The sequence below is a fragment of the Candidatus Mycolicibacterium alkanivorans genome (assembly GCF_022760805.1).
Classification (GTDB): domain Bacteria; phylum Actinomycetota; class Actinomycetes; order Mycobacteriales; family Mycobacteriaceae; genus Mycobacterium; species Mycobacterium alkanivorans.
The window spans coordinates 1,790,626-1,817,604 of sequence record NZ_JAIVFL010000001.1 but is presented as its reverse complement, the minus strand read 5'-3'; the positions used below and the strand labels follow the sequence as shown (position 1 = coordinate 1,817,604).

Annotated in this window: 23 protein-coding genes and 3 rRNA genes; 4 read left to right on the top strand and 22 right to left on the bottom strand. The window is 65.2% G+C overall.

Annotated elements, in window-relative coordinates:
• Window positions 1–120 precede the first annotated feature (120 nt).
• Both K9U37_RS09155 and K9U37_RS09150 read left to right on the top strand, forming a co-directional pair.
• Window positions 121–1,614, top strand: a complete 1,494-nt coding sequence (locus tag K9U37_RS09155; RefSeq protein ID WP_243071414.1) for a DNA-3-methyladenine glycosylase 2 family protein — start codon at window positions 121–123, stop codon at window positions 1,612–1,614.
• A complete protein-coding gene (locus tag K9U37_RS09150) occupies window positions 1,611–2,117 on the top strand; it encodes a methylated-DNA--[protein]-cysteine S-methyltransferase (protein ID WP_243071413.1) in 507 nt (168 codons plus the stop codon). The genes K9U37_RS09155 and K9U37_RS09150 overlap by 4 nt, the downstream gene beginning before the upstream one ends.
• Before the next feature lie 48 nt (window positions 2,118–2,165).
• Here K9U37_RS09150 and rrf read toward each other — a convergent pair.
• From rrf to murA, 4 genes are all read right to left on the bottom strand, one after another.
• Window positions 2,166–2,279 (bottom strand): 5S ribosomal RNA (rrf, locus tag K9U37_RS09145).
• Window positions 2,280–2,392: 113 nt separating this feature from the next.
• Window positions 2,393–5,515 (bottom strand): 23S ribosomal RNA (locus K9U37_RS09140).
• 391 nt (window positions 5,516–5,906) lie between these two features.
• Window positions 5,907–7,427: ribosomal RNA gene (locus K9U37_RS09135) — 16S ribosomal RNA — on the bottom strand.
• The 16S, 23S and 5S rRNA genes sit together here, the layout of an rRNA operon.
• A gap of 290 nt (window positions 7,428–7,717) precedes the next feature.
• Window positions 7,718–8,971 (bottom strand): UDP-N-acetylglucosamine 1-carboxyvinyltransferase, encoded by a 1,254-nt coding sequence (gene murA, locus K9U37_RS09130; protein WP_243071412.1) that lies wholly within the window; start codon window positions 8,969–8,971, stop codon window positions 7,718–7,720.
• Between the two features lie 62 nt (window positions 8,972–9,033).
• Between murA and K9U37_RS09125 the strand changes: the two genes are divergently transcribed.
• Window positions 9,034–9,627, top strand: coding sequence for a cob(I)yrinic acid a,c-diamide adenosyltransferase (locus K9U37_RS09125; RefSeq protein WP_243071411.1), 594 nt, complete (start codon window positions 9,034–9,036; stop codon window positions 9,625–9,627).
• A 3-nt stretch (window positions 9,628–9,630) separates the two neighbouring features.
• Here the strand turns inward: K9U37_RS09125 and K9U37_RS09120 are convergent, their stop codons facing one another.
• The 16 genes from K9U37_RS09120 to K9U37_RS09040 form a co-directional block, all read right to left on the bottom strand.
• Window positions 9,631–10,074: a DUF2550 domain-containing protein gene (locus K9U37_RS09120; protein WP_243071410.1), complete on the bottom strand. Its 444-nt coding sequence runs from the start codon at window positions 10,072–10,074 to the stop codon at window positions 9,631–9,633.
• Between the two features lie 11 nt (window positions 10,075–10,085).
• Window positions 10,086–10,451 carry a F0F1 ATP synthase subunit epsilon gene (locus K9U37_RS09115; protein WP_243071409.1) on the bottom strand — a complete coding sequence of 122 codons (366 nt, stop codon included), beginning with the start codon at window positions 10,449–10,451 and terminating at the stop codon, window positions 10,086–10,088.
• A 33-nt stretch (window positions 10,452–10,484) separates the two neighbouring features.
• Window positions 10,485–11,927 (bottom strand): F0F1 ATP synthase subunit beta, encoded by a 1,443-nt coding sequence (gene atpD, locus K9U37_RS09110; protein WP_243071408.1) that lies wholly within the window; start codon window positions 11,925–11,927, stop codon window positions 10,485–10,487.
• Window positions 11,928–11,964: 37 nt separating this feature from the next.
• Window positions 11,965–12,885 (bottom strand): F0F1 ATP synthase subunit gamma, encoded by a 921-nt coding sequence (locus tag K9U37_RS09105; protein WP_243071407.1) that lies wholly within the window; start codon window positions 12,883–12,885, stop codon window positions 11,965–11,967.
• A 21-nt stretch (window positions 12,886–12,906) separates the two neighbouring features.
• Window positions 12,907–14,553, bottom strand: a complete 1,647-nt coding sequence (gene atpA, locus K9U37_RS09100) for a F0F1 ATP synthase subunit alpha (RefSeq protein ID WP_243071406.1) — start codon at window positions 14,551–14,553, stop codon at window positions 12,907–12,909.
• 45 nt (window positions 14,554–14,598) lie between these two features.
• Window positions 14,599–15,930, bottom strand: a complete 1,332-nt coding sequence (locus K9U37_RS09095; RefSeq protein ID WP_243071405.1) for a F0F1 ATP synthase subunit B/delta — start codon at window positions 15,928–15,930, stop codon at window positions 14,599–14,601.
• A 4-nt stretch (window positions 15,931–15,934) separates the two neighbouring features.
• Window positions 15,935–16,447 carry a F0F1 ATP synthase subunit B gene (locus tag K9U37_RS09090; RefSeq protein WP_243071404.1) on the bottom strand — a complete coding sequence of 171 codons (513 nt, stop codon included), beginning with the start codon at window positions 16,445–16,447 and terminating at the stop codon, window positions 15,935–15,937.
• Window positions 16,448–16,452: 5 nt separating this feature from the next.
• Window positions 16,453–16,704 carry a F0F1 ATP synthase subunit C gene (locus tag K9U37_RS09085; RefSeq protein WP_005148260.1) on the bottom strand — a complete coding sequence of 84 codons (252 nt, stop codon included), beginning with the start codon at window positions 16,702–16,704 and terminating at the stop codon, window positions 16,453–16,455.
• A 70-nt stretch (window positions 16,705–16,774) separates the two neighbouring features.
• Complete coding sequence (gene atpB / locus K9U37_RS09080; RefSeq protein WP_243071403.1) at window positions 16,775–17,530, bottom strand: F0F1 ATP synthase subunit A; 756 nt, start codon at window positions 17,528–17,530, stop codon at window positions 16,775–16,777.
• Window positions 17,531–17,537: 7 nt separating this feature from the next.
• Complete coding sequence (locus K9U37_RS09075; RefSeq protein ID WP_243071402.1) at window positions 17,538–18,020, bottom strand: ATP synthase subunit I; 483 nt, start codon at window positions 18,018–18,020, stop codon at window positions 17,538–17,540.
• Window positions 18,021–18,266: 246 nt separating this feature from the next.
• Window positions 18,267–19,460: a glycosyltransferase family 4 protein gene (locus K9U37_RS09070; RefSeq protein ID WP_243071401.1), complete on the bottom strand. Its 1,194-nt coding sequence runs from the start codon at window positions 19,458–19,460 to the stop codon at window positions 18,267–18,269.
• A 46-nt stretch (window positions 19,461–19,506) separates the two neighbouring features.
• Window positions 19,507–20,160, bottom strand: a complete 654-nt coding sequence (locus K9U37_RS09065; protein WP_243071400.1) for an L-threonylcarbamoyladenylate synthase — start codon at window positions 20,158–20,160, stop codon at window positions 19,507–19,509.
• Window positions 20,157–21,011 (bottom strand): peptide chain release factor N(5)-glutamine methyltransferase, encoded by an 855-nt coding sequence (prmC, locus tag K9U37_RS09060; RefSeq protein ID WP_243071399.1) that lies wholly within the window; start codon window positions 21,009–21,011, stop codon window positions 20,157–20,159. Before prmC ends, K9U37_RS09065 begins: the two co-directional genes overlap by 4 nt.
• Window positions 21,008–22,066, bottom strand: a complete 1,059-nt coding sequence (gene prfA / locus K9U37_RS09055) for a peptide chain release factor 1 (protein ID WP_243071398.1) — start codon at window positions 22,064–22,066, stop codon at window positions 21,008–21,010. Before prfA ends, prmC begins: the two co-directional genes overlap by 4 nt.
• 109 nt (window positions 22,067–22,175) lie before the next feature.
• Entirely contained in the window at window positions 22,176–22,406 is a 231-nt protein-coding gene (rpmE, locus tag K9U37_RS09050) for a 50S ribosomal protein L31 (protein ID WP_243071397.1), read from the bottom strand.
• 321 nt (window positions 22,407–22,727) lie between these two features.
• On the bottom strand, window positions 22,728–23,336 hold the full coding sequence (locus tag K9U37_RS09040) for a maleylpyruvate isomerase family mycothiol-dependent enzyme (protein WP_243071396.1): 609 nt from the start codon (window positions 23,334–23,336) through the stop codon (window positions 22,728–22,730).
• Window positions 23,337–23,398: 62 nt separating this feature from the next.
• Here K9U37_RS09040 and K9U37_RS09035 point away from each other — a divergent pair, with 62 nt between their 5' ends.
• Entirely contained in the window at window positions 23,399–23,836 is a 438-nt protein-coding gene (locus K9U37_RS09035) for a MarR family winged helix-turn-helix transcriptional regulator (protein ID WP_243071395.1), read from the top strand.
• A 71-nt stretch (window positions 23,837–23,907) separates the two neighbouring features.
• On the opposite strand, the gene rho is transcribed toward K9U37_RS09035, so the two are convergent.
• Together rho and thrB are read right to left on the bottom strand one after the other, a co-directional pair.
• On the bottom strand, window positions 23,908–25,758 hold the full coding sequence (rho, locus tag K9U37_RS09030) for a transcription termination factor Rho (RefSeq protein ID WP_308197360.1): 1,851 nt from the start codon (window positions 25,756–25,758) through the stop codon (window positions 23,908–23,910).
• Between the two features lie 276 nt (window positions 25,759–26,034).
• Complete coding sequence (gene thrB / locus K9U37_RS09025; RefSeq protein ID WP_243071394.1) at window positions 26,035–26,979, bottom strand: homoserine kinase; 945 nt, start codon at window positions 26,977–26,979, stop codon at window positions 26,035–26,037.

Here is a 26,979-nt window from a genome sequence, read left to right as displayed (position 1 = left end):
CCGGGCCGAACGCGACGATTCCGGCGCACGCCAGATCGACGGGCCTGATGCGAGTCGGAACCGGTCCACGATGTCGGTTTTCCGCTAGTGCTGTCGGTGCCGACGTGTAAGGGTCGAGGTATGCACAGCGATTTCGACCGCTGCTACCGGGCCGTCCAGTCCAGGGACTCCCGGTTCGACGGCTGGTTCGTCACCGCGGTGCTGACCACCGGCATCTACTGCCGGCCGAGTTGCCCCGTGCGCCTGCCACTGGCCCGCAATGTGCGCTTCTATCCGAGCGCCGCCGCCGCGCAGCGAGCCGGCTTCCGGGCCTGCAAGCGCTGCCGCCCCGACGCGTCACCCGGTTCTCCGGAATGGAACGTCCGCGGTGATGCGGTGGCCCGGGCGATGCGCCTCATCGGTGACGGTGTCGTCGACCGCGAGGGCGTCCTGGGCCTGGCGGCCCGCGTCGGATACACCACCCGCCAACTCGAGCGCATGCTGCAGGCCGAACTCGGCGCGGGGCCGCTGGCCCTGGCGCGAGCCCAGCGGGTCCAGACGGCGCGGATGCTTACCGAGACCACTGAGCTGCCGTTCAGCGACATCGCCTTCGCCGCTGGGTTCGCGAGTATCAGGCAGTTCAACGACACCATCCGCTCGGCCTGTGACACCACACCCACAGTGTTGCGGCACACGGCTTCTCAACGGCAGTGGCATGACCTCGCACCGGCGGGCCAGACACTGACGGTGCGCCTGACGGTGCGCACGCCGTTCGCCTACGAAGGGGTGTTCGGTCACTTGGCGGCCACTGCTGTGCCGGGGTGCGAAGAGGTTCGCGACGGCGCCTACCGGCGCACGTTGAGTCTGCCGTCGGGGTACGGGATCGTCAGCCTGACGCCGCAGCCCGATCACGTCAGTTGCACGTTGGCGCTGGAGAACGTGCGGGATCTGGCCACGGCGATCGCGCGCTGCCGACGGCTGCTGGACCTCGACGCCGACCCCGAGGCCGTGATCGACGCGCTGAGTTCGGATGGCGGTCTACGGGCAGTGGTGGCCAAGGCACCCGGGCAGCGGATTCCGCGTACCGTCGACGAGCAGGAACTCGCCGTGCGGACGGTACTCGGCCAGCAGGTGTCGACGAAGGCGGCCCGCACCCACGCCAGCCGGCTGGTCAGCGCATACGGCGCCGCCGTCAGCGATCCCGCCGGCGGGTTGACACACACCTTTCCCACCGTGGCCCAGCTCGCCGACATCGAGCCCGACCATCTGGCCGTGCCAGGCGCACGCCGACGCTCGCTGGTAGCGCTCGTCGCCGGCTTGGCCGGCGGCGAAGTGACCCTCGATCCGGGGTGTGATTGGCAACGGGCGCGCGCGCAGCTCCTGGCGGTACCCGGCGTCGGGCCGTGGACCGCCGAGATCGTCGCGATGCGCGGGCTGGGCGACCCGGATGCGTTCCCGGCCACCGATCTGGGTGTACGCATCGCCGCCGAACAGCTGGGCTTGCCTGGTGATCCACGCGCGCTGAGTGCACACAGCGGCCGATGGCGGCCGTGGCGGGCGTATGCAGTCCAGCACCTCTGGACCACCTTGGATCATTCCGTGAACAACTGGCCACCGAAGGAGACGACGAAATGACGACGCTGCGATACCGGATCGTGGACAGCCCCGTGGGTCCGCTGACCCTGGCCGGCGGTGGGTCCGCGGTGATGCACCTGCGAATGGTCGACCAAACCCACGAACCGGACCGATCGGCGTGGCTGACTGCCGACGACAGCGCATTCCCGCAGGCGGTCGAACAATTGGACGCCTATTTCGCCGGCGAACTTACCGAATTCGATATCGAACTCGACCTCGTGGGGACCGAATTCCAGAAGAAAGTCTGGGCCGCCCTGCAAACCATTCGTTATGGCGAAACGCGATCCTATGGGGAAATTGCCGAACAAATAGGATCGCCCGGAGCTTCCCGCGCTGTCGGATTGGCGAATGGACGCAATCCGATCGGCATCATCGTGCCGTGCCATCGAGTAATCGGTTCGACCGGCGGACTGACCGGATATGGCGGCGGAATCGAGCGAAAGCGCATGCTTCTCGCATTGGAGAAAAGCCGGAAGCCGGCAAATCTGACGCTTTTCGATTGACAACGAGAAACGCCCCCCGATTTCTCGGGGGGCGCTTCTGTAATGTGTGTTCGGCGGTGTCCTACTTTTCCACCCGGGTTGGGTAGTATCATCGGCGCTGGCAGGCTTAGCTTCCGGGTTCGGGATGGGTCCGGGCGTTTCCCTGCCGCTGTGGCCGCCGTAACTTTATTCACTCGTTTTTGAGTGTGAGCGTGGTGTTTTGGTGGTGGGGTGTGGTTGTGGTGATTGTGGGGTTGTGTGGTTGCGAGGTTACAACAGTTCCGGGTTTTGTTGGTTGTTGTAAGTTTTCGGCCGGTTAGTGCCAGTTCCCTGACGTATTGCTACGTGTGCAGGTCTGGTCTATCGATCCCGTGGTCTGCGGGGGGCCTTATCCCACTTGGATGGGTGAGAAGCCTGGTCTTGGAGAAGGTTTCCCGCTTAGATGCTTTCAGCGGTTATCCTGTCCGAACGTGGCTATCCAGCGGTGCCCCTGGTGGGACAACTGGTGGACCAGAGGTTCGTCCGTCCCGGTCCTCTCGTACTAGGGACAGGTTTCCTCAAGCTTCTGACGCGCGCGGCGGATAGAGACCGAACTGTCTCACGACGTTCTAAACCCAGCTCGCGTGCCGCTTTAATGGGCGAACAGCCCAACCCTTGGGACCTGCTCCAGCCCCAGGATGCGACGAGCCGACATCGAGGTGCCAAACCATCCCGTCGATATGGACTCTTGGGGAAGATCAGCCTGTTATCCCCGGGGTACCTTTTATCCGTTGAGCGACACCCCTTCCACTCGGGGGTGCCGGATCACTAGTCCCGACTTTCGTCCCTGCTTGACATGTTCGTCTCGCAGTCAAGCTCCCTTGTGCACTTGCACTCAACACCTGATTGCCGTCCAGGTTGAGGGAACCTTTGGGCGCCTCCGTTACATTTTGGGAGGCAACCGCCCCAGTTAAACTACCCACCAGGCACTGTCCCTGGACCGGATATACGGTCCGAAGTTAGAAGTCCAATACGATCAGAGTGGTATTTCAACAACGACTCCACCCACACTGGCGTGTGAGTTTCACAGTCTCCCACCTATCCTACACAAACCGTATCGAACGCCAATACCAAGCTATAGTGAAGGTCCCGGGGTCTTTTCGTCCTGCCGCGCGTAACGAGCATCTTTACTCGTAGTGCAATTTCGCCGAGTCTATGGTTGAGACAGTTGAGAAGTCGTTACGCCATTCGTGCAGGTCGGAACTTACCCGACAAGGAATTTCGCTACCTTAGGATGGTTATAGTTACCACCGCCGTTTACTGGGGCTTAAATTCTCCGCTTCACCCCGAAGGGTTGACGGGTCCTCTTAACCTTCCAGCACCGGGCAGGCGTCAGTCCGTATACCTCGTCTTGCGACTTCGCACGGACCTGTGTTTTTAGTAAACAGTCGCTTCTCACTGGTTTGTGCCACCCCCCACCGCTGCCGGCAGCTAATGCCATGACAGTAGGGGGTCCCCCTTCTCCCGAAGTTACGGGGGTATTTTGCCGAGTTCCTTAACCATAGTTCACTCGTACGCCTCGGTATTCTCTACCTGACCACCTGTGTCGGTTTGGGGTACGGGCCGTGTGTGTGCTCGCTAGAGGCTTTTCTCGGCAGCTGAGGATCACCGAATTCGCCTCACTCGGCTATGCATCACCTCTCACGCACATGACATCCGGATTTACCTCGATGTCGCGCTACCGGCTTGCCCCAGTATTACCACTGACTGGTACGGCTACCTTCCTGCGTCACCCCATCGCTTGACTACTACCCACCCGGGTCCCACGCAGCCAGCAACTGTCTTTCCCCGAAGGGATCGATCAGCCACCTTTTGGGTGGTTAGCAGAATGGATTCGTCAGGGGCGCCCACACACGGGTACGGGAATATCAACCCGTTGTCCATCGACTACGCCTGTCGGCCTCGCCTTAGGTCCCGACTCACCCTGGGCGGACTGGCCTGCCCCAGGAACCCTTGGTCTTTCGGCGGGCAAGGTTCTCACTTGCCTTATCGCTACTCATGCCTGCATTCTCACTCCCACACCCTCCACAGCTGAATCACTTCGCTGCTTCACCGGATGCAGGACGCTCCCCTACCCAGCCAACACGTTGGCTGCCGCGGCTTCGGCGGTGTGCTTGAGCCCCGCTACATTATCGGCGCACAATCACTTGACCAGTGAGCTATTACGCACTCTTTCAAGGGTGGCTGCTTCTAAGCCAACCTCCTGGTTGTCTATGCGACTGCACATCCTTTTCCACTTAGCACACGCTTAGGGGCCTTAGCCGGCGATCTGGGCTGTTTCCCTCTCGACGCACGGAGCTTATCCCCCGCCGTCTCACTGCTGCGCTCTTAGACTCACCGGCATTCGGAGTTTGGCTGACGTCAGTAACCCTGTGGGGCCCATCGGCCATCCAGTAGCTCTACCTCCGGCGAGAAACACGCAACGCTGCACCTAAATGCATTTCGGGGAGAACCAGCTATCACGGAGTTTGATTGGCCTTTCACCCCTACCCACAGCTCATCCCCTCAGTCTTCAACCTAAGTGGGTTCGGGCCTCCACGCGGTCTTACCCGCGCTTCACCCTGGCCATGGGTAGATCACTCCGCTTCGGGTCCAGAACACACCACTACACCACACACAGTTGTGTGGATACGCCCTATTCAGACTCGCTTTCGCTACGGCTACCCCACCCGGGTTAACCTCGCGACATGTCCCTGACTCGCAGGCTCATTCTTCAAAAGGCACGCCATCACCCCACCACAAACGTGGAAGGCTCTGACGGATTGTAGGCACACGGTTTCAGGTACTCTTTCACTCCCCTCCCGGGGTACTTTTCACCATTCCCTCACGGTACTAATCCGCTATCGGTCACTGGGAAGTATTCAGGCTTACCGGGTGGTCCCGGCAGATTCACAGCAGATTTCACGGGCCCGCTGCTACTCGGGAACCCATCACAGCAGAGAACATGTTTTCACCTACGGGGCTCTCACCCACTACGGCAGACCATCCCAGGCCACTTCGGTTAACACATTCTTTTCTCACTGCTGCCCAGACCGGCAGATCTGGGAATGACAGACCCCACAACACCGCACACACAACCCCTGCCGGGTATCACCATGTACACGGTTTAGCCATCCTCCGCTTTCGCTCGCCACTACTCACGGAATCACTTTTGTTTTCTCTTCCTACGGGTACTGAGATGTTTCACTTCCCCGCGTTCCCCCCCGCACCCTATACATTCAGATGCGGGTGACACGACATCACTCGTGCCGGGTTTCCCCATTCGGACATCCTCGGATCAACGCTCGGTTGACAGCTCCCCGAGGCTTATCGCAGCCTCCTACGTCCTTCATCGGCTCCCAGTGCCAAGGCATCCACCATGCGCCCTTAAACACTTACAACACAAAACACCAAAAATGAGATTAGGAAAAATTGCACATCAACACACACCAACCACCACCCACAGCCACACCAACTCCGAAAAGCCGGCACCACCATGCGCGTCTACGTTCGTGCGTGCTCGATGCTCGCAACCACTATCCACAAATCAAACACCACACCCCACCACCAAAAGCGGGGCAACAACAATCCTCTCCACCCGCAGGCGAAGAACAACGGGCTTGTTGTCTCAAAGCCCAATAGTGTGCCCGGCGGCCGGCCCCGAAAGACCACACGTTTGTTGTCGCACCAGAACCTGAAACCCACTACAGGCCAGGCCCATCCAACGAATCGCTCAGCTCACCGAACCCCCACACGATGTGGGCGGGGCATAAGTCTCGTGGTGCTCCTTAGAAAGGAGGTGATCCAGCCGCACCTTCCGGTACGGCTACCTTGTTACGACTTCGTCCCAATCGCCGATCCCACCTTCGACGGCTCCCTCCCTGACGGGTTAGGCCACCGGCTTCGGGTGTTACCGACTTTCATGACGTGACGGGCGGTGTGTACAAGGCCCGGGAACGTATTCACCGCAGCGTTGCTGATCTGCGATTACTAGCGACTCCGACTTCACGGGGTCGAGTTGCAGACCCCGATCCGAACTGAGACCGGCTTTAAAAGGATTCGCTCCACCTCACGGCATCGCAGCCCTTTGTACCGGCCATTGTAGCATGTGTGAAGCCCTGGACATAAGGGGCATGATGACTTGACGTCATCCCCACCTTCCTCCGAGTTGACCCCGGCAGTCTCTCACGAGTCCCCACCATGACGTGCTGGCAACATGAGACAAGGGTTGCGCTCGTTGCGGGACTTAACCCAACATCTCACGACACGAGCTGACGACAGCCATGCACCACCTGCACACAGGCCACAAGGGAACCGACATCTCTGCCGGCGTCCTGTGCATGTCAAACCCAGGTAAGGTTCTTCGCGTTGCATCGAATTAATCCACATGCTCCGCCGCTTGTGCGGGCCCCCGTCAATTTCTTTGAGTTTTAGCCTTGCGGCCGTACTCCCCAGGCGGGGTACTTAATGCGTTAGCTACGGCACGGATCCCAAGGAAGGAAACCCACACCTAGTACCCACCGTTTACGGCGTGGACTACCAGGGTATCTAATCCTGTTCGCTCCCCACGCTTTCGCTCCTCAGCGTCAGTTACTGCCCAGAGACCCGCCTTCGCCACCGGTGTTCCTCCTGATATCTGCGCATTCCACCGCTACACCAGGAATTCCAGTCTCCCCTGCAGTACTCAAGTCTGCCCGTATCGCCCGCACGCCCACAGTTAAGCTGTGAGTTTTCACGAACAACGCGACAAACCACCTACGAGCTCTTTACGCCCAGTAATTCCGGACAACGCTCGCACCCTACGTATTACCGCGGCTGCTGGCACGTAGTTGGCCGGTGCTTCTTCTATAGGTACCGTCAGTCACCCTTCGTCCCTATTGAAAGAGGTTTACAACCCGAAGGCCGTCATCCCTCACGCGGCGTCGCTGCATCAGGCTTGCGCCCATTGTGCAATATTCCCCACTGCTGCCTCCCGTAGGAGTCTGGGCCGTATCTCAGTCCCAGTGTGGCCGGACACCCTCTCAGGCCGGCTACCCGTCGTCGCCTTGGTAGGCCATCACCCCACCAACAAGCTGATAGGCCGCGGGCCCATCCCACACCGCAAAAGCTTTCCCCCACCAGGCCATGCGACCAGCAAGGAATATTCGGTATTAGACCCAGTTTCCCAGGCTTATCCCAAAGTGCAGGGCAGATCACCCACGTGTTACTCACCCGTTCGCCACTCGTGTACCCCGAAGGGCCTTACCGTTCGACTTGCATGTGTTAAGCACGCCGCCAGCGTTCGTCCTGAGCCAGAATCAAACTCTCCAAACAAAAACCCCGGGACACACCCGGCAGAATTCGAATCAGAAAAATCTGACCTAACAAAACGACACCAAAACTGGCATCAAAAACCACACCCCACAACAGGAAGACGGGAAATCCCCCCAGAGGCATGACAAAAAAACAACAAACAAAAACCACCAAACACACTATTGAGTTCTCAAACAACAACACCCGCGAGCAGGCAACCCTGCCAGCTTACTAAATGTCTGGCGCGGTTGTCAACTTGCCGCTCCGATTCCTCCTTGCGGGGGTCCGGCGCGACTGGCCGACCGTTGACTCTACTGTACTCGCTCGATCTCCGCACCCAGGCGCGCCAGGTTCTCCACGAACAGCGGATAGCCCCGGTCGATGTGGAAAACGTCGTGGACCTCAGTCTCTCCGTCCGCGACCAGACCGGCGAGCACCAGGCCGGCGCCTGCCCGGATGTCCGAGCACCACACCGGTGCGCTGGACAGCTGCGGAAGCCCACGAACAACCGCGTGGTGGCCGTCGGTCCGGGCGTCGGCGCCCAAGCGGATCATCTCCTCGACGAACCTGAACCGCGCCTCGAAGACGTTCTCGGTGATCATCGACGTCCCGTCGGCGATCGACGCCAGCGCGATCGCCATCGGCTGCAGATCGGTCGGGAAGCCCGGGAACGGCAACGTCGCCACGTTGCAGGCCTTGGGCCGGTCGTACTGGACGATGCGGAAACCGTCGTCGCTCTGGGTGACCGTAGCTCCGGTGTCGTGCAGCTTGTGCAGGACGAGTTGCAGGTGTGCGGGATCGACACCAGTGATCGAGATGTCACCGCGGGTCATGGCCGCAGCAATGCCCCACGTCGCGGCCACGATGCGGTCTCCGATGACCCGGTGTTCGGTGGGGTGCAGCTTGGGCACGCCGGTGATCGTCAGCGTCGGAGTTCCCGCGCCCCGGATCTGCGCCCCCATCTGGTTGAGCATCTCGCACAGGTCGACGACGTCCGGCTCACGCGCGGCGTTGTGAATGGTCGTCACACCCTCGGCCAGAACCGCGGCCATCAGGATGTTCTCGGTCGCACCGACCGAGGGAAACTCGAGCTGGATCTCAGCACCGCGCAGCTGGTCGGCCGTCGCGACCACGCAACCGTGCTCGATGTTGCACTCCGCACCCAGCAGCCGCAGGCCCGACTGGTGCATGTCCAGCGGTCGCGAGCCGATGGCGTCACCGCCGGGCAGCGCCACCCGGGCGCGCTTGCACCGCCCGACCAGCGGGCCCAGCACGCACACCGACGCGCGGAACTGTCGCACCGCGGCGAAATCGGCCTCGTACTTGGGCTCGTCGGGAGAGGTGATCCGCACGACCGAGCCGTCGAGCTCCACGTTGGCTCCCAGCCCGCGCAGCACCTCGGCCATCAACGGAACATCGAGAATGTCGGGGCAATTGGTGATCGTGGTGGCGCCCTCGGCGAGCAGGCTGGCGGCCATCAGCTTCAGAACACTGTTCTTGGCGCCGCCCACCGCCACCTCGCCGGACAACCGGCTACCACCGGTCACCAAGAAACGCTCGCCCACGGATCTTGAGTTTAGAGGAGGCAGCCCCCTAGCCCGGTCCACTCGGCCGGTACGGTTCAACCATGGGAGTGCACCTGACCCGCATCTATACCCGTACCGGTGACGATGGGACATCCGGGCTGAGTGATTTCTCACGTGTCGAGAAGAGCGATCCACGCCTGATCGCCTACGCCGACTGCGATGAAGCCAACGCCGCACTCGGGGTGGTGGTGGCCGTCGGCCAGCCCGCCGACGACCTGCGCAAGGTCCTGGTGCAGATTCAGAACGACCTGTTCGACGCAGGTGCGGACCTCTCGACTCCGGTCGTGGAGGACCCTGAGCACCCACCGCTGCGGATCACCGCGCCGTACATCGAGCGGCTCGAAGCATGGTGCGACCATTACAACGAGGACCTGCCGGCCCTGAACTCGTTCATCCTGCCGGGCGGCACCGCGCTGTCTGCGCTGCTGCACGTGGCGCGGAGCGTGACGCGGCGCGCCGAACGCTCGGCGTGGATCGCTGTGAAGGCTTACCCGGACACGGTCAGCCCGCTGCCGGCCCGCTATCTCAACCGGCTTTCGGACCTGCTGTTCATCTTGTCCCGGGTGGCCAACCCAGACGGTGATGTGCTCTGGCAGCCCGGCGGCGCCGACGCCGAACGGCCGCCGTCGCAATAGCTTTCAGACGGTTCGGCGCCGCGCCCGCGGCGAGGGCCGCGACTCCACCCACGACAGGAATGCCGTCAGGGTGCCACGGTCCAGCGCCATCTCGTACCCGCGCCGGCGTTCGGCAGACGTGTCGTGCAGTTCGAGCACGACGATCTCCTCGGTCATGATGTCGAACTCGTCGCCACGCGGGGCACGCCGGGAGATGATCTCCAGCCCGCGCCGGCTCAACCGCCGATCTGGCCACCACCGCAGACTCGAGAGCCGATAGAACCGGGCCTCGTCACCGCGATAGCGAATGACTCCGTGGCGCCAACCATGGCCGCCCACCGCGGGGATGTCCCGCAGGATCGCCGCCGTGCCGCCCTGACGCAGTTTCCACCATCGGTAACTGAGCGCCCCGACGGCAAGTAGCAGGACGCTGACCAGCGCGACCATGAAGATCATCGACGCGCTCATCAGGCGATTGGCTAATCGAGTTGGCCGAGGGCCCGCAGCCGGGCACGCCCGCGGGCCGCCGTCTGCGGATCGTCACTGCCTGCGTCGGTCTTGGCCGCATCCGCGTCGATCTCGAATTCGAACTCCGCGGACTCGGCGAGGATCGTCACGCCCGCTTCGGTCACCGACAGATAGCCACCGTCGACCGCGATGCGCAGATCGTCCTCACCCTCGCGCTCGACGCGCACCATCGCGTCGCCCACCAGCTGGGCGACCAGCGGGATGTGCTGCGGCAGGATACCGATTTCGCCAGAGGTGGTGCGGGTGAAGACGAATGTCGCCCTGCCCGACCAGATCTTGCGCTCGACGGCGACGATGTCGACGTCCAATTCGGCCATCTCACATCACCTTTCGCGATTCCGGTGCCGTCATCACAGCTTGGCGCCGAGACTTTCGGCCTTCTTCGCAAGGTCGTCGAGGCCACCGATCAAGAAGAACGCCTGCTCGGGCAGGTGGTCGAAGTCGCCCTTGCAGAGCTTGTCGAACGCCTCGACCGTCTCCTTGAGCGGCACCGTCGAGCCGGGCTGGCCGGTGAACTGCTCGGCGGCCATCATGTTCTGGCTCAGGAAGCGCTCGATGCGGCGGGCACGGTAGACCAACTGCTTGTCCTCCTCGGAGAGTTCGTCGATACCGAGGATGGCGATGATGTCCTGAAGGTCCTTGTAGCGCTGCAGGATTCGGATGACTTCCTGCGCCACGCGGTAGTGATCCTCACCAACCACGCTCGGGTGCAGGATCGTCGAGCTCGACGCCAGCGGGTCCACCGCCGGGAAGATGCCCTTGGAGAACACCGCACGGGACAGCTCGGTGGTGGCGTCGAGGTGCGCGAACGTGGTCGCCGGCGCCGGGTCGGTGTAGTCGTCGGCGGGCACGTACACGGCCTGCATCGACGTGATCGACCGGCCGCGAGTCGAGGTGATGCGCTCCTGCAGCTCGCCCATCTCGTCGGCCAGGGTCGGCTGGTAACCCACCGCCGAGGGCATGCGGCCCAGCAGGGTGGACACCTCGGAGCCGGCCTGGGTGAACCGGAAGATGTTGTCGATGAACAACAGCACGTCCTGCTGCTGCTCGTCGCGGAAGAACTCCGCCATCGTCAGAGCCGACAGCGCCACCCGCATACGGGTGCCCGGCGGCTCGTCCATCTGACCAAACACCAGCGCGGTGTCCTTGAGCACGTTGGCTTCGCGCAGCTCGACCCACAGGTCGTTGCCTTCACGGGTGCGCTCACCCACGCCGGCGAACACCGAGGTGCCACCGAAGTTGCGGGCGATGCGGTTGATCATCTCCTGGATGAGCACCGTCTTGCCCACGCCGGCGCCGCCGAACAGGGCGATCTTGCCACCACGCACGTACGGGGTCAGCAGGTCGACGACCTTGAGGCCGGTCTCCAGCATCTCGGTGCGGGGCTCGAGCTGGTCGAATGGCGGCGGCTTGCGGTGGATCGACCACTTCTCGAAGTCCTTGCCGTAGCCCGGGTCATCGAGGCAGTCGCCGAGCGCGTTGAAGACGTGTCCCTTGACGCCGTCCCCGACGGGCACCGAGATCGAGGCGCCGGTGTCGGTCACCTCGACGCCGCGGACCAGTCCGTCGGTCGGCTGCATGGAGATGCAGCGCACCAGGTTCTCGCCGAGGTGCTGGGCGACCTCGAGGGTCAGCGTCTTGGCCAGCGACTCGAACGCGATCTCGGCGTGCAACGCGTTGAACAGCTCGGGTACCGCGCCCCGGGGGAACTCCACGTCGACCACGGGGCCGGTGATACGTACGACGCGCCCAGCGGTATCGGTGCTGCTCTTCTTCTCAGCGGTGGCAGTCATTGTTCTCTCTTCGCTTCCTGAGCTTTTCTGGTGGGGCCTATTTCGCGTCGGCGAGAGCGTTTGCGCCGCCGACGATTTCGCTGATTTCCTGGGTGATCTGGGCCTGCCGCTCGCGGTTGGCCATCAGGGTGAGGACCTTGATGAGATCGTCGGCGTTGTCGGAGGCCGCCTTCATCGCCCGCCGGCGCGACGCCGACTCCGACGCCCCTGCTTCCAGAAGCGCGGCGAAGATGCGGGTCGCCACGTAGCGCGGCAACAGCGACTCGAACAGTGTGGTGGCATCGGGTTCGAACGAGAACAGGGTGTGCGGCCCGGTGTCCTCCTCGACGTACTCCACCACCATCGGCGCGATCCTGCGCGCTTCTGCCGTCTGGGACAGCATCGACTTGAACTCGGTGAACACGATGTGCAGTTCATCGACCCCGAGGGTGTTGTCCGGGCCCGGATCGTCACCGGAGTCATCGGCACCGGCCAGGAACGCCGCGACCAGGGTCTCGGCGATGTCCTGGGCATTTTCGTAGGTGGGCTGCTCAGAGAAGCCGGTCCACGACTCGGTGATCTTCCAGCTGCGGAAGCTGTAGTAGCTCAGCGCCTTGCGGCCGACCACATAGAGAATCGGCTCCTTGCCCTCCTCCCGCAACAGCGAGAAGAGCTCTTCCGAGCGCCGCAGCACGTTGGCGTTGTAGGCGCCGCACAGGCCACGGTCCGACGACACCACCAGCACGCCGGCCCGCCTGGGGTTCTTGCGTTCGACGAGCAGCGGATGATCAAGCGCCGACTCGGCCGCCAGATTCGTCAGCATGTTCGTGATCTCGGCGGCATAGGGGCGTGCCGCCTCGACCCGGGCCTGGGCCCGGGCGATGCGGGACGTGGCGATCAGCTCCTGGGCCTTGGTGATCTTCTTGATCGACCCGGCTGAGCGGATGCGTCCCCGCAGTTCGCGCAGTGTCGCTGCCATGCGTTGTCAGACCCTCCGGTCTTACTTCTTCTTCGGGGCGGGCTTGCGGACGTGGACGGCTTCCTTCTCCACGTCCTGCTCGTCCATGGCCTCGACGTGGGCGTCGGGAACCACCGAGCTGCCATCGGAGGTGGCGAAGCCCTTCTTGAAGTCGGCCACAAGCTCGGTCAGCTTGTCCTCGGTCTCCTGGGACAGCTTCTTGGAGTCGCGAATCTCGTTGAGGATGCCCTCATTCGAACCCTGCACGTGCTCCAGGAACTCGGCCTCGAAGCGGCCGACGTCAGCGACCGGCACGGAATCGAGGTGGCCCTTGGTGCCGAGGAAGATCGCCACGACCTCCTGCTCGACCGACAGCGGGCTGTACTGAGGCTGCTTGAGCAGCTCGACCAGACGCGCACCGCGCTCCAGCTGGGCCTTCGACGTCTCGTCGAGGTCGGAGGCGAACGCGGCGAAGGCCTCCAACTCGCGGTACTGAGAGAGATCCAGGCGCAGCGAGCCGGCCACTTCCTTCATCGCCTTGATCTGCGCGGCGCCGCCGACGCGGGATACCGACACACCGACGTTGATGGCCGGACGCACGCCCTGGTTGAACAGGTCGGTCTCCAGGAAGCACTGGCCGTCGGTGATCGAGATGACGTTGGTGGGGATGTAGGCCGAGATGTCATTGGCCTTGGTCTCGATGATCGGCAGGCCGGTCATCGAGCCGCCGCCGAGCTCGTCGGAGAGCTTCGCGCAGCGCTCCAACAGCCGCGAGTGCAGGTAGAACACGTCACCCGGGTAGGCCTCACGACCCGGCGGGCGGCGCAGCAGCAGCGAGATCGCGCGGTAGGCCTCGGCCTGCTTGGTCAGATCGTCGAAGACGATGAGGACGTGCTTACCGTCGTACATCCAGTGCTGCGCGATGGCCGAACCGGTGTAGGGCGCAAGCCATTTGAAGCCGGCCGCGTCCGAAGCAGGCGCGGCGACGATAGTGGTGTAGTCCATCGCGCCACCCTCCTCGAGGGCCCGGCGAACGCTGGCGATCGTGGTGCCCTTCTGGCCGATGGCGACGTACACGCAGCGCACCTGCTGCTTGGGATCACCGGTCTCCCAGTTCTTGCGCTGGTTGAGAATGGTGTCGACGCAGACCGCGGTCTTGCCGGTCTTGCGGTCGCCGATGATCAGCTGGCGCTGGCCGCGGCCGATCGGGGTCATGGCGTCGATGGCCTTGATGCCGGTCTGCAGCGGCTCGCTGACGCTCTGGCGCTGCACCACCGAGGGCGCCTGCAGTTCCAGGGCGCGGATCTCCCTCGACTCGATGTCGCCGCGTCCGTCGATCGGCCGGCCGAGCGGGTTGACGACCCGGCCCAGGAACCCGTCGCCGACCGGAACCGAGAGCACCTGGCCGGTGCGCTTGACCTGCTGACCCTGCTCGATCTTCTCGAAGTCACCGAGGATGACCGCGCCGACGCTGTGCTCGTCGAGGTTGAGGGCCACGCCGAGAACACCACCGGCGAACTCGAGCAGTTCCTGGGTCATCACCGAGGGCAGGCCCTCGACGTGGGCGATGCCGTCACCGGCGTCGATGACGGTGCCGATCTCCTCGCGCCCGGTATCCGCCTCGAAGCTAGAGACGTAATCCTGGATGGCGCCCTGGATGTCGTCAGCCGAGATTGTCAACTCTGCCATGGCTTTTCGTCTTCCTGCCTTTGTTGGGTCTTGGGTATTTCAGAGCTAGTCGGGCAGCTTGGTGACTGCTGCGGCCAGCCGTGAGGACAGCGTTCCGTCGATCACCTCGTCGCCGACGGCGACCGAGAGGCCGCCCAGCACGTCGGGATCGATGTTCAGCTGCACCGAAACAGGGTGGTTGTAGATCCGGGCCAGTAACTGGTCGAGCCGGCTGCGCTGGGCGTCGCTCAGATCGGTCGCCGCGTTCACCAGCGCCACGATCTCGCCACGGCGGGCCACGGCGAGCCGGGCCAGCGTCAGCACGGCCTCGTCGGCCCGCTCGCCGCGCAGCAGGTCGACGGTCTGAGCGAGCAGCGCGGTGGCCGTCGCGTTGGCCCCGTTGCTCTCACTCATCACCTTGCGCACCAGATCAACCCGCCCCTGCGCGGGCTTGGAGTAGTCGCCGAGCAGGGCGGTCAACTGTGGCTGCGCATCGAGGATGCGGCTGAATCGGAACAGCTGTTCTTCGGCCTCGTCGGCCTGACCCTCACGTTCGGCACGGGTCAGCAGGCTCAGCCGGGCGATGTGCTCGATGGCGTCGACGAGATCCGACGTCAGCGACCATCGCACCGAAGCCGCGGTGTTCAGCAGCTTCAGCGTGGTGTCACCGACCTTGCCGGCGAGCAGGCGCTGCAGCATCTGCTGCTTGGCCTCGGTCTCGCCGGAGGCCTCCGCCAGGTGTCGAGCCAGGATCGGCTCGTGAACAAGGAGTTTCGCGACTGAAGCCAGCTCGTCGGACAGCGTCGACAGCGCCTCACCGGACAAGCCCCGGGACACCGAGTCGAACTTCGCGACCAAAGCGGCCTGAGCGTCGCGGCTGGCCGAGCGCAGATCCGAGGAAACCTCGGGGGTGAACGCCGCGGGCGCCATCGAGTCCAGCTCGTCGAGAAACCGGTCGACGGTGCCCGACTGGGCCCGCGGATCCGAGACGTGCGCGCGAACCAGGTCCGCGGCGCGCCGCACCGACTCAATACCCAGCTCTCGACGTAACTGGCGGATCATCTGGGCGCGCAGCTGCGAAACCTGCTGTCCACCTTGAACTTTGATCCGCTCGACTTCGATATCGGCCTGAGCGCGAAGCTGCTCGGCGATGCGCTCGGCATCGACGCGAGCCTCTTCGGTGATGTGCTTGGCCTCGGCCTTGGCTTCTTCGACCCGCTGCGCGTGATGCTTGTCGGCGTCGGCGAGCCGCTGGGCGGCCTTCTTGCTCTCGTCCAGCTGGTTGCGCACCGTCTCCTGCTGAGAAGCCATCAGCCGGCGCACCGGCGGCACCACATACCGCCAGATGATCCAGATGACGACTAGGAAGCCGATGAGCTGTCCGATGAAGGTTGACATGCTCCTACCGTCCCGGCGCTGACGCCGACGTAGTGGACACCTCGACTCCGAGGACCCGGCCGGCCAGGTCGGCCGACAGTGTCTCGACCGACGACCTCAGGTCCGCCGCGATCGCGTCGCTCTGCTGCTTGAGCTGCTCGGCAGCCTGTTGCAGCGTCGCGGCCGCATCCTCGTTCGCGCGGCCCCGCAACCCGTCGAGGACCGCTCGACCTTCGGCACGGGCCTCGTCGCGGATGCCCGAGGCCTCCGTGCGGGCCGCGGCCATCTCCTTTTGGTAGTCGGAGTCGGCTGCGGCTTCCTGCGCAACGGCCTTGCGGGTGTCCTCGGTGGTCTTCGCGACCATCGCTTCGCGCTCACCGAGCACCTTCTGGACCGGCGGCACGACGAATTTGCCGATCACGCCGAGCACGATCAAGAAGATGGCCAGCACGAAGAAGAAGGTGCCGTTGGGGATGAGGAAGTTCGACGTGCCGCCGCCTTCCTCAGCCGCCAACAGGGTGGCGCTGTGCTCCCCCATGCCGACTAGGAAGCGCCGGGGGTGGCGAAGACGAACAACGCCATGAACGCCAGGTTGATGAAGTACGCCGCTTCCACCAGACCGACGGTGATGAAGAACGGAGTGAACAGCCGACCCTGGGCCTCGGGCTGCCGGGCGATGCCGGAGATCAGGGCGTTACCGGCGATGCCGTCGCCGATACCGGCGCCGATGGCGCCGCCGCCCAGAATCAGTCCGCCGCCGATCAGGGCGCCGGCAACGATGGTGGGGTCTGCCATTCCTTATCCTCCTTGATTGCTGGTAGGACACCTACCAGGCTGTGGGCGGTTCGGGGGTCGAACACGTCTTTTAGTGGTGCTCCTCATCCAGTTCCATGGACTGGCTGAAGTACAGGATTGTCAGCAGGGCGAAGATGAACGCCTGGATCAGGCCGACGAACAGGTCGAAGGTTTTCCAGATCGCGTTCGGCACCCACATGATGTACGGCGGGAACAGCGCGATGAGCGCGACCATGATGCCGCCCGCGAAGATGTTGCCGAAAAGTCGGAGAGACAGCGAGATCGGTTTGGCCAGCTCCTCGACGAGGTTGATCGGGGCGAGGAATGTGACGTGGCCCTTGAGCAGTTTGATCGGGTGGCCCAGCAGACCGCGTCGCCAGATACCGGCCGCGTGGTAACACAGGAACACGAAGAGCGCGAGCGCGAGAACGAAGTTGATGTCGGCCGCCGGCGGCTTGAGCAACTCTGCGGTCTTGCCGTCGGCGGTGCTGTATTGCACCGGTAGCACCGAGATCCAGTTCGCGATCAAGATGAAGACGAACAGCGTGACCGCCAGTGGCAGCACGAACGGGGCGATCTTCATGCCGATCGCCGACTCGATCTGGCCGCGCATCTGGGTGGTGATGGCCTCCCAGAACAGCTGGACACCGCTGGGCACGCCGGTCGAGGTGACCTTGGCGCGCAGGACGAAGGCCAGCACGATGACGATGACCGCGGCGATGCCGGTGGCCAGGATGGTGTCGACGTTGACCGTCATGCCGAGCCACTGGGCCGTCTCGTGGTGGCCGACCTCGATCGCGCCCTCTGCGAGGATTCGTTCACTCATCGTGCGTTCAGTCCTTCGGTGCTTCGTCTGCGGTGGTTGATGCGGAAGCACCGGGCCCCGCGGCTACCTGTTCACTGTTGTCGCCCGTGCGAATCTTCTTCCACACCGGCAGCGCCGTACTCAAAACGAGCAAAACTTGGAACAACGCAAGGCCGAACAACACGCCAAGGCCGCTCGGCCGGAAAACGAACGCGATGGTCAGGCCGATGACGCTGATGATCAGCAGGCGGGTGGCGGAGTTCAGCGCCATCTTGCGCTTCAGCGGATGGTCCCCGGCGGTGATCGACTCCACCGATCGCTGAACGAGCACCGCGTTGATCAGACCGAGCGCGAGCCCGACACCGAAGAAGGCACCGATCATGACGTGTCCCGCTACCGCGGCCAGCCCCACTGCCAACGCGGTCAACGCGCAGCAGATGGCAAGCAGCCGAACGGGCCGGAAGGCAACCGACGGAAACACCAACGGCGCATCTTGCGCTGGTGTCGTCACAGGTTCACCTCAATCTTGCGTTCTCGAGAGCTGTCCGGGTGATTCGGGGCGTGGCCCGCCGAGCGTATCGAACGGCGTGAGGCACGCTGGAATCACCCAATGGGCAGCTCCCTTTGTCGGTCGTTTTCGGCGCCGATCGGATGTGAGTCCGGTGGGCCGGGGGCCGGCAACCCGCGAGGTTCAGTCAGGTCTCGGCTGGGTTCTGCCAGCACCGTACCACATGGTAGGCGGCCTAAAATACGTCTACTACTCTCCGTCGTAAATCTCGTCGTAGTCGCGGTCTCCGCGACGCAACGACGGGATGAGGGTGACCACCACGGCGACCACGATCGCGGCCAGCATCACCGCGCCGGTGTAGCGCGGATCGAAGAAGATCGTGCTGGCCGCACCGAGTGCGACGATGCCGACCCAGAGGTAGATCAGCAGCACAACCCGGCGATGCGAGTGACCGATCTGCAGCAGCCGGTGGTGCAGGTGCATCTTGTCCGGGCTGAACGGGCTGAGGCCGGCCCTGGTGCGCCGCACGATCGCCAGCAGCATGTCCAGCGCCGGGACGAACATCACCGCGACCACCAGCAGGAACGGCGAGAGCAGCGCGAAGACGTCGCGGGCTCCGTAGGCACTCTGCGAGATCGGGCCCGCCGCCGTGGTCGAGGCGGCAGCGAGCATCAGACCGATCAGCATGGAGCCGGAGTCCCCCATGAAGATCTTGGCCCGGTACCAGTTGTGCGGCAGGAAGCCCAGACAGGCGCCCGCCAGCACCACGGAGATGACCGCCGGCGGGTAGAACAACACGTCGCCGCCATGATCGCGCAGCAGTCCGACGGAGAAGATGCAGATGGCCAGCGCGGTGATCAGCCCGAGCCCGGCAGCCAAGCCGTCGAGCCCGTCGACGAAGTTCATCGCGTTGACGATCGAGACCGTCAGCGCCAGCGTCAGCAGGATCGACGAGACCTGGTCGAGCACGATGGTGCCGGCCCCGCCGATCGGGACGTAGAGCACGCTCCAGGCCACCCCCATGGTGACCAGCACGCTGGCAGCGGTGATCTGCCCGGCGAACTTGGTCAACGCGTCCAGGCCCCACCGGTCGTCGATCAGGCCGACGACCAAGATCAATCCCCCGGCCGCCACCACGGCGGGCATGCCCGAGGAGTAGATGAAACCCCGGGCCAGCGCCGGCAGCTGGGAGGCGAGGAACACTGCGGTCACCACACCGAGGTACATCGCCAGCCCGCCCATGCGGGGGGTCGGGCGGGTGTGGACGTCGCGCTCGCGGGGGTAGGCCAACGCGCCCAGGCGGGTGGCCAGCACCCGCACCCAGCCGGTCGCGAAGTAGGTGATGATTGCGGCGGTCAGGCCGACGAGTGCCAACTCGCGCAGGGGAACTCCGGCACCCCGGTCGGACAGTGCGAGGAGCTCGACTTCAGATCCGCTGACCATTTCAAAAAGACCGTACTTCACCAACCTGTGAGCGCCGGCGCGGTGATCAGGCAGTCAGCGATGCGACGTCGACACCCAACACGTCGGCGATCGCCGCGGCGCTGACCGGTCCTTCGCGCAGCAGACGGGGTGCCGGACCGGTGAGGTCGACGATGGTCGAGGCGGCCTGTTCCTGCGACGGCCCGGCGTCGAGGTAGACCTCGGCCAGGTCGCCGAGCTGGCGATGCGCCTCGGCTGCCGTCGTGGCTGCTGGCCGCCCGGAGATGTTGGCGCTCGAGACGGCCATCGGGCCGACTTCGCGCAGGAGCTCGATGGCCACCGGATGCAGCGGCATCCGCAGCATGACGGTTCCGCGGGCGTCGCCGAGGTCCCACTGCAGCGACGGCGCCTGCTGCACAACAAGGCTCAGCGCACCAGGCCAGAAGGCCCGTATCAGTTCGCGGGCGCTCTGCGGAACCGAGAACACCAGTCCCTCGATGGTGTGCCAGGAGCCGACGAGCACCCCGACCGGCATATCCCGGCCACGGCCCTTGGCCGCGAGCAGACTGGCGACCGCCGCGCTGTCGAAGGCGTCGGCACCGATGCCGTACACGGTGTCGGTGGGCATCACGACCAGCCGGCCGGTTTTGACCGCGCCGGCGGCCGCTGCGATGGCCTCGGGGCGTCGAGCGGTGTCGGCGCAGCCGAACACCTGGGTCACGCTGACTCCTCCGTTCTGCGGGCCGTCACGAAGCGCGGGCGCCCCGCCAGATCGCGGTGCGCCGTGATGGCAGTGAAACGTCCTGTCCGGTCGATCGTTTCGACGGTCTGACGCGACGTGGTGTCATCGTGTTCGATCACCACCAGTCCGCCGGGCTTGAGCCATCCGCCCGCCAGGGCGGCGATCGGTCCGATCACCGCCATCCCGTCGGGGCCGCCGAACAGTGCGTGCGTCGGGTCGTGCTCGGCCACTTCGGGTTCCAGCTCTGCCCCGGCGGGGATGTAGGGCGGGTTGGACACCACGAGGTCGACCGTACCGGCCAGCTCCGCAAGCAGCCCGGGCACGGTGACGTCAGCCTGCATCACCTCCACGGCGGTGCCCTCGCTGTTGCGCCGGGCATACGCCAGTGCCGCGGCATCGTCGTCGACCGCGATGACGCGGGCGTTCGGCCAGCGGTCGGCCAGCGCGACGGCCAGCGCTCCGGAGCCGGTGCACAGGTCGACGATCACCGGATACCCTGTAAGATGTTGGGCCGCAGCCCATTCCAGCAACGCTTCGGTTTCCGGACGCGGGATGAACACCCCGGGACCGACGTGCAGCTCCAGCGGGCCGAAGGCAGCGGTGCCGGTGAGGTGCTGTAGCGGGATGCGCCGTGATCGTGCCGCGACCGCCTCGTCGTAGCGGCGGAAGAAGTCGGCCGCCGGCGGGTCCATGGTGGCCAGCCGCCCGCGTTCACTTCCGGTCAGGTGCGCCGCAAGCAGCTCGGCATCGGTTCGCGCTGAGTCGATCCCGGCCTCGGCAAGTGCAGCGGTGGCCACGTCGATGGCCCGCCGGAGCCGGTGGCGGGTCATGCCTGTTGCAACCGGGTCTGTTTGTCGGCGGCGGCCAGCGCATCGAGCAGCGCATCCATGTCGCCGTCGAGAACCTGGTCGAGGTTGTGCGCCTTGAAGTTGATCCGGTGATCGGCGATCCGATTCTCCGGGAAGTTGTAGGTGCGGATGCGCTCGCTGCGGTCGACGGTACGGATCTGGCTCGCTCGGCCTGCCGAGGCGTCGGCCTGGGCCTGCTCTTCGGCTAGCGCCTGCAGCCGCGCGGCCAGCACCTGCATGGCGCGGGCTTTGTTCTGCAGCTGGGATCGCTCGTTCTGGCAGGTGACGACGATGCCGGTGGGCAGGTGGGTGATACGCACCGCGGAGTCGGTGGTGTTGACGCCCTGACCACCCTTGCCCGACGAGCGGTAGACGTCGATACGCACGTCGGACTCGTCGATCTGGACCTGCTCGACCTCTTCTGGCTCCGGGTACACCAGAACCCCGGCCGCCGAGGTGTGCACCCGGCCCTGCGATTCGGTGACCGGCACGCGTTGCACGCGGTGAACGCCGCCCTCGAACTTCAGCCGCGACCAGACCCCGTCGGCCGAATCACCCTTGCTGCGAATGGACAGCGTGGCGTCCTTGTAGCCGCCGAGATCGGAGGTGGTCTCGTCGAGGACCGTCACGCTCCAGCCGTGGCGCTCGGCGTAGCGGATGTACATCCGGGCCAGGTCGGCGGCGAACAAGGCCGACTCCTCCCCGCCCTCACCGGATTTCACCTCGAGCACGATGTCGTCGGCGTCGTGCGGGTCGCGCGGGGCGAGCAGGTCGGTGAGGTGCTGGTCAAGCTCGGCGACCCGGGCTTCCAGCTCGGGAACCTCGGCGGCGAACGCCGCGTCCTCGGCGGCCAGCTCGCGGGCGGCCTCCAGGTCGCCGCGGGCCGCCTCGAGCTTGCGGTAGGTCGAGACGATCGGCGCCAGTTGCGCGAAGCGCCGCCCGACCCGGCGGGCATTGGCGGCGTCGCCATGCAGTTCGGGATCGGATAGCTGACGCTCGAGGTCGGCGTGTTCGGCCAGCACGGTGTCAATTGCCATCGCGGCCTGCTGAGCCATTCCCCTCCTCTCCTGTCGCCGGTGCCGAAACGCAGACCGACGCCCGGCCTCTCGCTGAAAATCCGCGACAGATCGGGCGTCGGTGAGGCAACTATTTGTCGGCCGACTCGTTCGTCTTGCGCTTGCCGTAGCGCTTCTCGAAGCGGGCCACGCGGCCGCCGCTGTCGAGGATCTTCTGCTTGCCGGTGTAGAAGGGGTGGCACTGCGAGCACACCTCGACCACGATGTGGCCGCCGTCCTTGGTGCTGCGGGTGGTGAAGCTGTTGCCACAGCCGCAGACCACGGTGGTCTCGCCGTAGGCAGGATGAATGCCTGTTTTCATGGTGTCCTCTTCATTCGTAGGTCGCCGGGTCGCCCTCGGGATTCTCCCTGGCTGGCGGGCGTGAACCGGTACCCAGGTGGTCGACGATCCAGTATGCCAGGTTGACCGTCACCTGCCCAAACGCGTCGGCGGTGAGGCCTATTCCGTGACTTGCCTGGTCGTGTAGACCCGGCCGCACGGCTCTCCGGTCCAGAGCTGACCGCCCGGCGGGTTGGCGCCGTGCCCGGTGACACGCTGGACCCCGACGATCACGACGCGGTGCTGCGCTACCTGCGGCGCCTCGTGCTGCCCGGGCTGCGGACCGCCCCGGCGCAGTGACGCTCAGGCGTTGCGGTGCGCCTCGACCTGATCGCTGATGCCGCTGCGACGGCCAGTGAGGAGCATCAAGATGTCGCGGATCGGCGCCTTGATCTCGTAGCCCTGCCCCTGCGCGAAGTCTGCGTCGGTGGCCACCAGCCTGACGCCCTTGACGCGGCCGGCTGGCTTCATCGGAAAAGTCATGTGCCACAGATGATCTGCGCATGCGACGGCAGCAGCCGCCGGCATCGGACGGTCGATGCCCAGCGGGACCGTGATGTCCTGGCCGTGCACCAGGACGTCGGTCAGCGGGTCGACGGGCCTGGTTCCAATGATGCGCTTGCGCGATCCGACCATGCCGCGCAGGGCCGCGACGATCTGCGCCTGTGACCGGGTGTCGCTGCTGGCGAGCCGGCTGATCATCGGGTCGAAGCGGAAGCCGGACCGCAGCGCTTCGACCACGACCCGCAGTGGGCCCATCTGCGAATGGGTCAGGTGGGCGGCGACGTCGCGAACCTTCCAGCCCTCACACAGCGACGGCGCTTCCCACTGCTCGGGTGAAAGGCTCTCCAGCAGGTCGGCCAGGCCGGTGCGCTGTTCGTCGATGATGTGCCAGATCTCGTCGGTGTTCATCGCAGTCCTTTGGTCAGGAAGTCTGACTAAAAATAGTCAGGTTCTCGGACTAAAGTCAACGGATGGCCGACGACGCGCCCAGCACCCCCACCCTGATGTTCATCGCCCATCGCGCCGCCGAGGCACAGGTGAAGGCGATACTGGGGGCCAGCGGAGCCGCAGACATCACGCTCGCGCAGTCGCGGCTGCTACAGCGCCTGGATCCCAACGGAATTCGCATCACCGAGCTGGCCGAGCGGGCCGTGGTGACCAAGCAGACCGCCGGGGCGCTGGTCGACCAACTCGAGAAGTCCGGCTATGTCCGTCGCGTCGCAGATCCCGCCGACGCGCGGGCCCGCCTCGTCGTGCTGACCGCCAATGGGCAGAAGGTGTGCCGTGCCGTGGCGGCGGAGGTCGCCGAGGTGGAGCGGCAGTGGCGGAAACGTCTGGGCGCCAAGCGCTATCGCGAGTTGCGGGCAGCCTTGGTGGAGCTGCGCGCGATCACCGACCCGCTCGGGTAAGCAGGCCTCCCCCGGCCGATTTGGGCGCGAATATCACCGCTGAGCGACGACAACCGCGCCGAAATCGTGAGTTAGTCGACGTCGGCCATGCCCGGCGCGGTCTTGGAGACCTGGACCAGGAACTCGTAGTTGTTCTTGGTCTTGCGCAGCTGGCTCATCAGCAAGTCGATGGCCTGGTGGCTGTCCAGGCCGGACAGCACGCGGCGCAGCTTGTGCACGACCGCGAACTCGTCGGCCGACAGCAGCAACTCGTCCTTGCGGGTGCCCGACGGGTTGACGTCGACGGCCGGGAACACCCGGCGCTCGGCGATCTTGCGGTCGAGCTTGAGCTCGGCGTTGCCGGTGCCCTTGAACTCCTCGAAGATCACCGTGTCACCGGTCGACCCGGTTTCCACCATAGCGGTGGCGATGATGGTCAGCGAGCCGCCGTGCTCGATGTTGCGCGCCGCGCCGAGGAACCGCTTGGGCGGGTAGAGCGCGGTGGAGTCCACACCACCGGACAGGATGCGCCCGGACGCCGGGGAGGCGTTGTTGTAGGCGCGGCCCAGGCGGGTGATCGAGTCGAGCAGCACGACGACGTCCTTGCCCTGCTCCACCAGCCGCTTTGCCCGCTCGATGGCGAGCTCGGCGGCCTGGGTGTGGTCTGACGGCGGCCGGTCGAAGGTCGAGGCGATGACCTCACCCTTGACCGAGCGCTGCATGTCGGTGACCTCTTCGGGCCGTTCGTCGACGAGCACGACCATCAGGTGGCACTCGGGGTTGTTCTTGGTGATCGCGTTGGCGATGTCCTGCATGATCGTGGTCTTGCCGGCCTTCGGCGGGGACACGATCAGGGCGCGCTGGCCCTTGCCGATCGGCATGATCAGGTCGATGACCCGGGTCGTGAGCTTCTCGGGCGTGGTCTCCAGGCGCAGGCGCTGGTTCGGGTACAGCGGCGTCAGCTTGCCGAACTCGGGGCGGTTCTTGGCCGCCTCGACCGGCCCGCCGTTGACGCTGTCGAGGCGCACCAACGGGTTGAACTTCTGCCGCTGGTTGTTCTGCTCGCCGTCCTTGGGCACGCGAACCGCACCGGTCACCGCGTCGCCGCGGCGCAGGCCGTTCTTGCGAACCATGTTCATCGACACGTACACGTCGTTCGGGCCGGCCAGGTAGCCGGAGGTCCGCACGAACGCGTAGTTGTCGAGGACGTCGAGGATGCCAGCCACCGGCTGGACGACGTCGTCCTCGCGCGGCTCGGATTCATTGCCTCCGCCGCCCTCGCCGCCGGTCCGCTCGCCGCGGCGCCTGCGGTCGCGGAAACGCCGGCCGCGCCGGCCTTGGCCACGCTCGCCGTCGTCGTCTTCCCGGTTCTGCTGGCCGCCGCCCTGCCTGTCACCAGCCTGGTCGTTGGACTCGCGGGCCGGCTGGCGGTTCTCGGACTTGTTCTGCGACCCGTCTGCGCCGCCGCGGGCGGCCTTCTGCTGATCAACACCTTCGGCGGGGGCTCCGGCGTCGCGGTTGGCGGCACGGCGCTCACGGCGCGGCGGCTCGGCGCCGTTGGTCTCGGTCTCGACGCGGGTCTCGGCGGCGGGCTGGCTGGCCGCCTCGGCTGCCGGCTGGCTGGCCGCCTCGGCGGCGGGCCCGCCATTGCGGGGGCCAGTGTTGCCACCGTTCTGGCTTTCCCGGATGGCGGCGATGAGCTCGCTCTTGCGCATCCCGGAAGTGCCCTTGACACCAACTTTGCTGGCCAGGGCCCGCAGCTCGGGCAGCACCATCGTCGACAGAGACCCAGTCGCCACGGTCGAGCCAGCGTCCGCACCCTCGGCGGCGCCGCGGGACTCAGCTGGCTGAGCTTCGGGGGCCGGCGGGGTTTGAGCGGTCACGGCGGGCGCATCCGGTTGAGTTGCGCTGCCTCCAGCCGTGATGAGGTCCGTATCAGTCACGGATTTCCTTTCTTCCCTCGTCGATCCATCACGCGAGGGGTTATGGCATTCAGGCGATTCGCTGAATGCGAAGTCTCACCGTCATCTGTGCATCAACGGCGACGGCCGGGATTCGCGGCTACCTGGCGAACCGTCAGTCCACGGGGGAACACGAGAAGAATTGGTGGTCGTCCTAGTCTCGGCGCAGGTGCAGACGCTGCGATTGCCTGGACGGCACCGAGGATAGCCCCCTTTTGCGCCGGAAAGCAAGCAACCTGGAACCTGCGTGTGGCCAACTCAGCCGTGGACCGCGACACCGGAGCTCCAGCGAACCCCTTCGCCGACGCTCATCGCGCTGACGGTGAATCCATTGGCGGTGCCGAATTCGACCGCCTCGGCCGGCAGTGCCGGGCTCGTGCTGAGCGCCAGGACCGACGGGCCGGCGCCGGACAGCACCGCCGGAACTCCACAACGCCGCAGGACCTGGAGATATTCCGCCGAGGCGGGCATTGCGGGCGCTCGCTGGGGCTGATGCAGCATGTCCTCGGTGGCCGCCATCAGCAGATCCGGACGCTCAGTGAGCGCCACGACCAGCAATGCCGCCCGGCTGAGGTTGAAACGGGCGGCCACATGGCTGACCTGCTCGGGCAACAGCACCCGGGTTTCCGCGGTTGAAGACCGCACTTCCGGGATACCCGGGAACAGGTGGATGTCCGGGTGCAGACGCAGCTGCGCGGCGGCGTAGGTCGGCGGGTCGGTGCGGGCATCAGCCCACGACACCACCGCGCCGCCGAGAACAGAGGCTGACGCGTTGTCCGGGTGACCTTCGAACTCTGAGGACAGCTGAATCAGCTGCGCCTCTGAGTGCGGCGCCAAATCCGCTTGCGCCAGAAGACCATTGGCTGCGGCGAGCCCGCCGACGACGGCCGCCGCCGACGAGCCGAGCCCGCGCGAGTGCGGGATGGCGTTGCGGCAGCGCACGAACAATCCCGCAGCGTCGACGCTGGCCGCCTGCAGGCCGCGACGGATGGCGCGGACGACCAGGTGCTCGTGACTGTGGGGCACCTGCCCGGCGCCCTCCCCCTCGACCTCGATTACCAGGCCGTCCTCGACGGTTTCCACCAGAATCTCGTCGTAGAGGCCCAGCGCCACGCCGAGGCTGTCGAAGCCGGGCCCGAGGTTGGCGCTGGAAGCCGCCACAGACGCACCGGCGCTCAGTCCGGCAGGCAGGCTCTGGGTCAC

What these genes read in the sequence shown, in the direction of transcription:
- K9U37_RS09155 (WP_243071414.1), top strand. Translation starts at nt 121, where the DNA reads ATGCACAGCGATTTCGACCGCTGCTACCGGGCCGTCCAGTCCAGGGAC.
- K9U37_RS09150 (WP_243071413.1), top strand. Translation starts at nt 1,611, where the DNA reads ATGACGACGCTGCGATACCGGATCGTGGACAGCCCCGTGGGTCCGCTG.
- K9U37_RS09125 (WP_243071411.1), top strand. Translation starts at nt 9,034, where the DNA reads ATGGGAGTGCACCTGACCCGCATCTATACCCGTACCGGTGACGATGGG.
- K9U37_RS09120 (WP_243071410.1), bottom strand. Translation starts at nt 10,074, where the DNA reads ATGAGCGCGTCGATGATCTTCATGGTCGCGCTGGTCAGCGTCCTGCTA.
- K9U37_RS09115 (WP_243071409.1), bottom strand. Translation starts at nt 10,451, where the DNA reads ATGGCCGAATTGGACGTCGACATCGTCGCCGTCGAGCGCAAGATCTGG.
- atpD (WP_243071408.1), bottom strand. Translation starts at nt 11,927, where the DNA reads ATGACTGCCACCGCTGAGAAGAAGAGCAGCACCGATACCGCTGGGCGC.
- K9U37_RS09105 (WP_243071407.1), bottom strand. Translation starts at nt 12,885, where the DNA reads ATGGCAGCGACACTGCGCGAACTGCGGGGACGCATCCGCTCAGCCGGG.
- atpA (WP_243071406.1), bottom strand. Translation starts at nt 14,553, where the DNA reads ATGGCAGAGTTGACAATCTCGGCTGACGACATCCAGGGCGCCATCCAG.
- K9U37_RS09095 (WP_243071405.1), bottom strand. Translation starts at nt 15,930, where the DNA reads ATGTCAACCTTCATCGGACAGCTCATCGGCTTCCTAGTCGTCATCTGG.
- K9U37_RS09090 (WP_243071404.1), bottom strand. Translation starts at nt 16,447, where the DNA reads ATGGGGGAGCACAGCGCCACCCTGTTGGCGGCTGAGGAAGGCGGCGGC.
- K9U37_RS09085 (WP_005148260.1), bottom strand. Translation starts at nt 16,704, where the DNA reads ATGGCAGACCCCACCATCGTTGCCGGCGCCCTGATCGGCGGCGGACTG.
- atpB (WP_243071403.1), bottom strand. Translation starts at nt 17,530, where the DNA reads ATGAGTGAACGAATCCTCGCAGAGGGCGCGATCGAGGTCGGCCACCAC.
- K9U37_RS09070 (WP_243071401.1), bottom strand. Translation starts at nt 19,460, where the DNA reads ATGGTCAGCGGATCTGAAGTCGAGCTCCTCGCACTGTCCGACCGGGGT.
- prmC (WP_243071399.1), bottom strand. Translation starts at nt 21,011, where the DNA reads ATGACCCGCCACCGGCTCCGGCGGGCCATCGACGTGGCCACCGCTGCA.
- prfA (WP_243071398.1), bottom strand. Translation starts at nt 22,066, where the DNA reads ATGGCAATTGACACCGTGCTGGCCGAACACGCCGACCTCGAGCGTCAG.
- rpmE (WP_243071397.1), bottom strand. Translation starts at nt 22,406, where the DNA reads ATGAAAACAGGCATTCATCCTGCCTACGGCGAGACCACCGTGGTCTGC.
- K9U37_RS09040 (WP_243071396.1), bottom strand. Translation starts at nt 23,336, where the DNA reads ATGAACACCGACGAGATCTGGCACATCATCGACGAACAGCGCACCGGC.
- K9U37_RS09035 (WP_243071395.1), top strand. Translation starts at nt 23,399, where the DNA reads ATGGCCGACGACGCGCCCAGCACCCCCACCCTGATGTTCATCGCCCAT.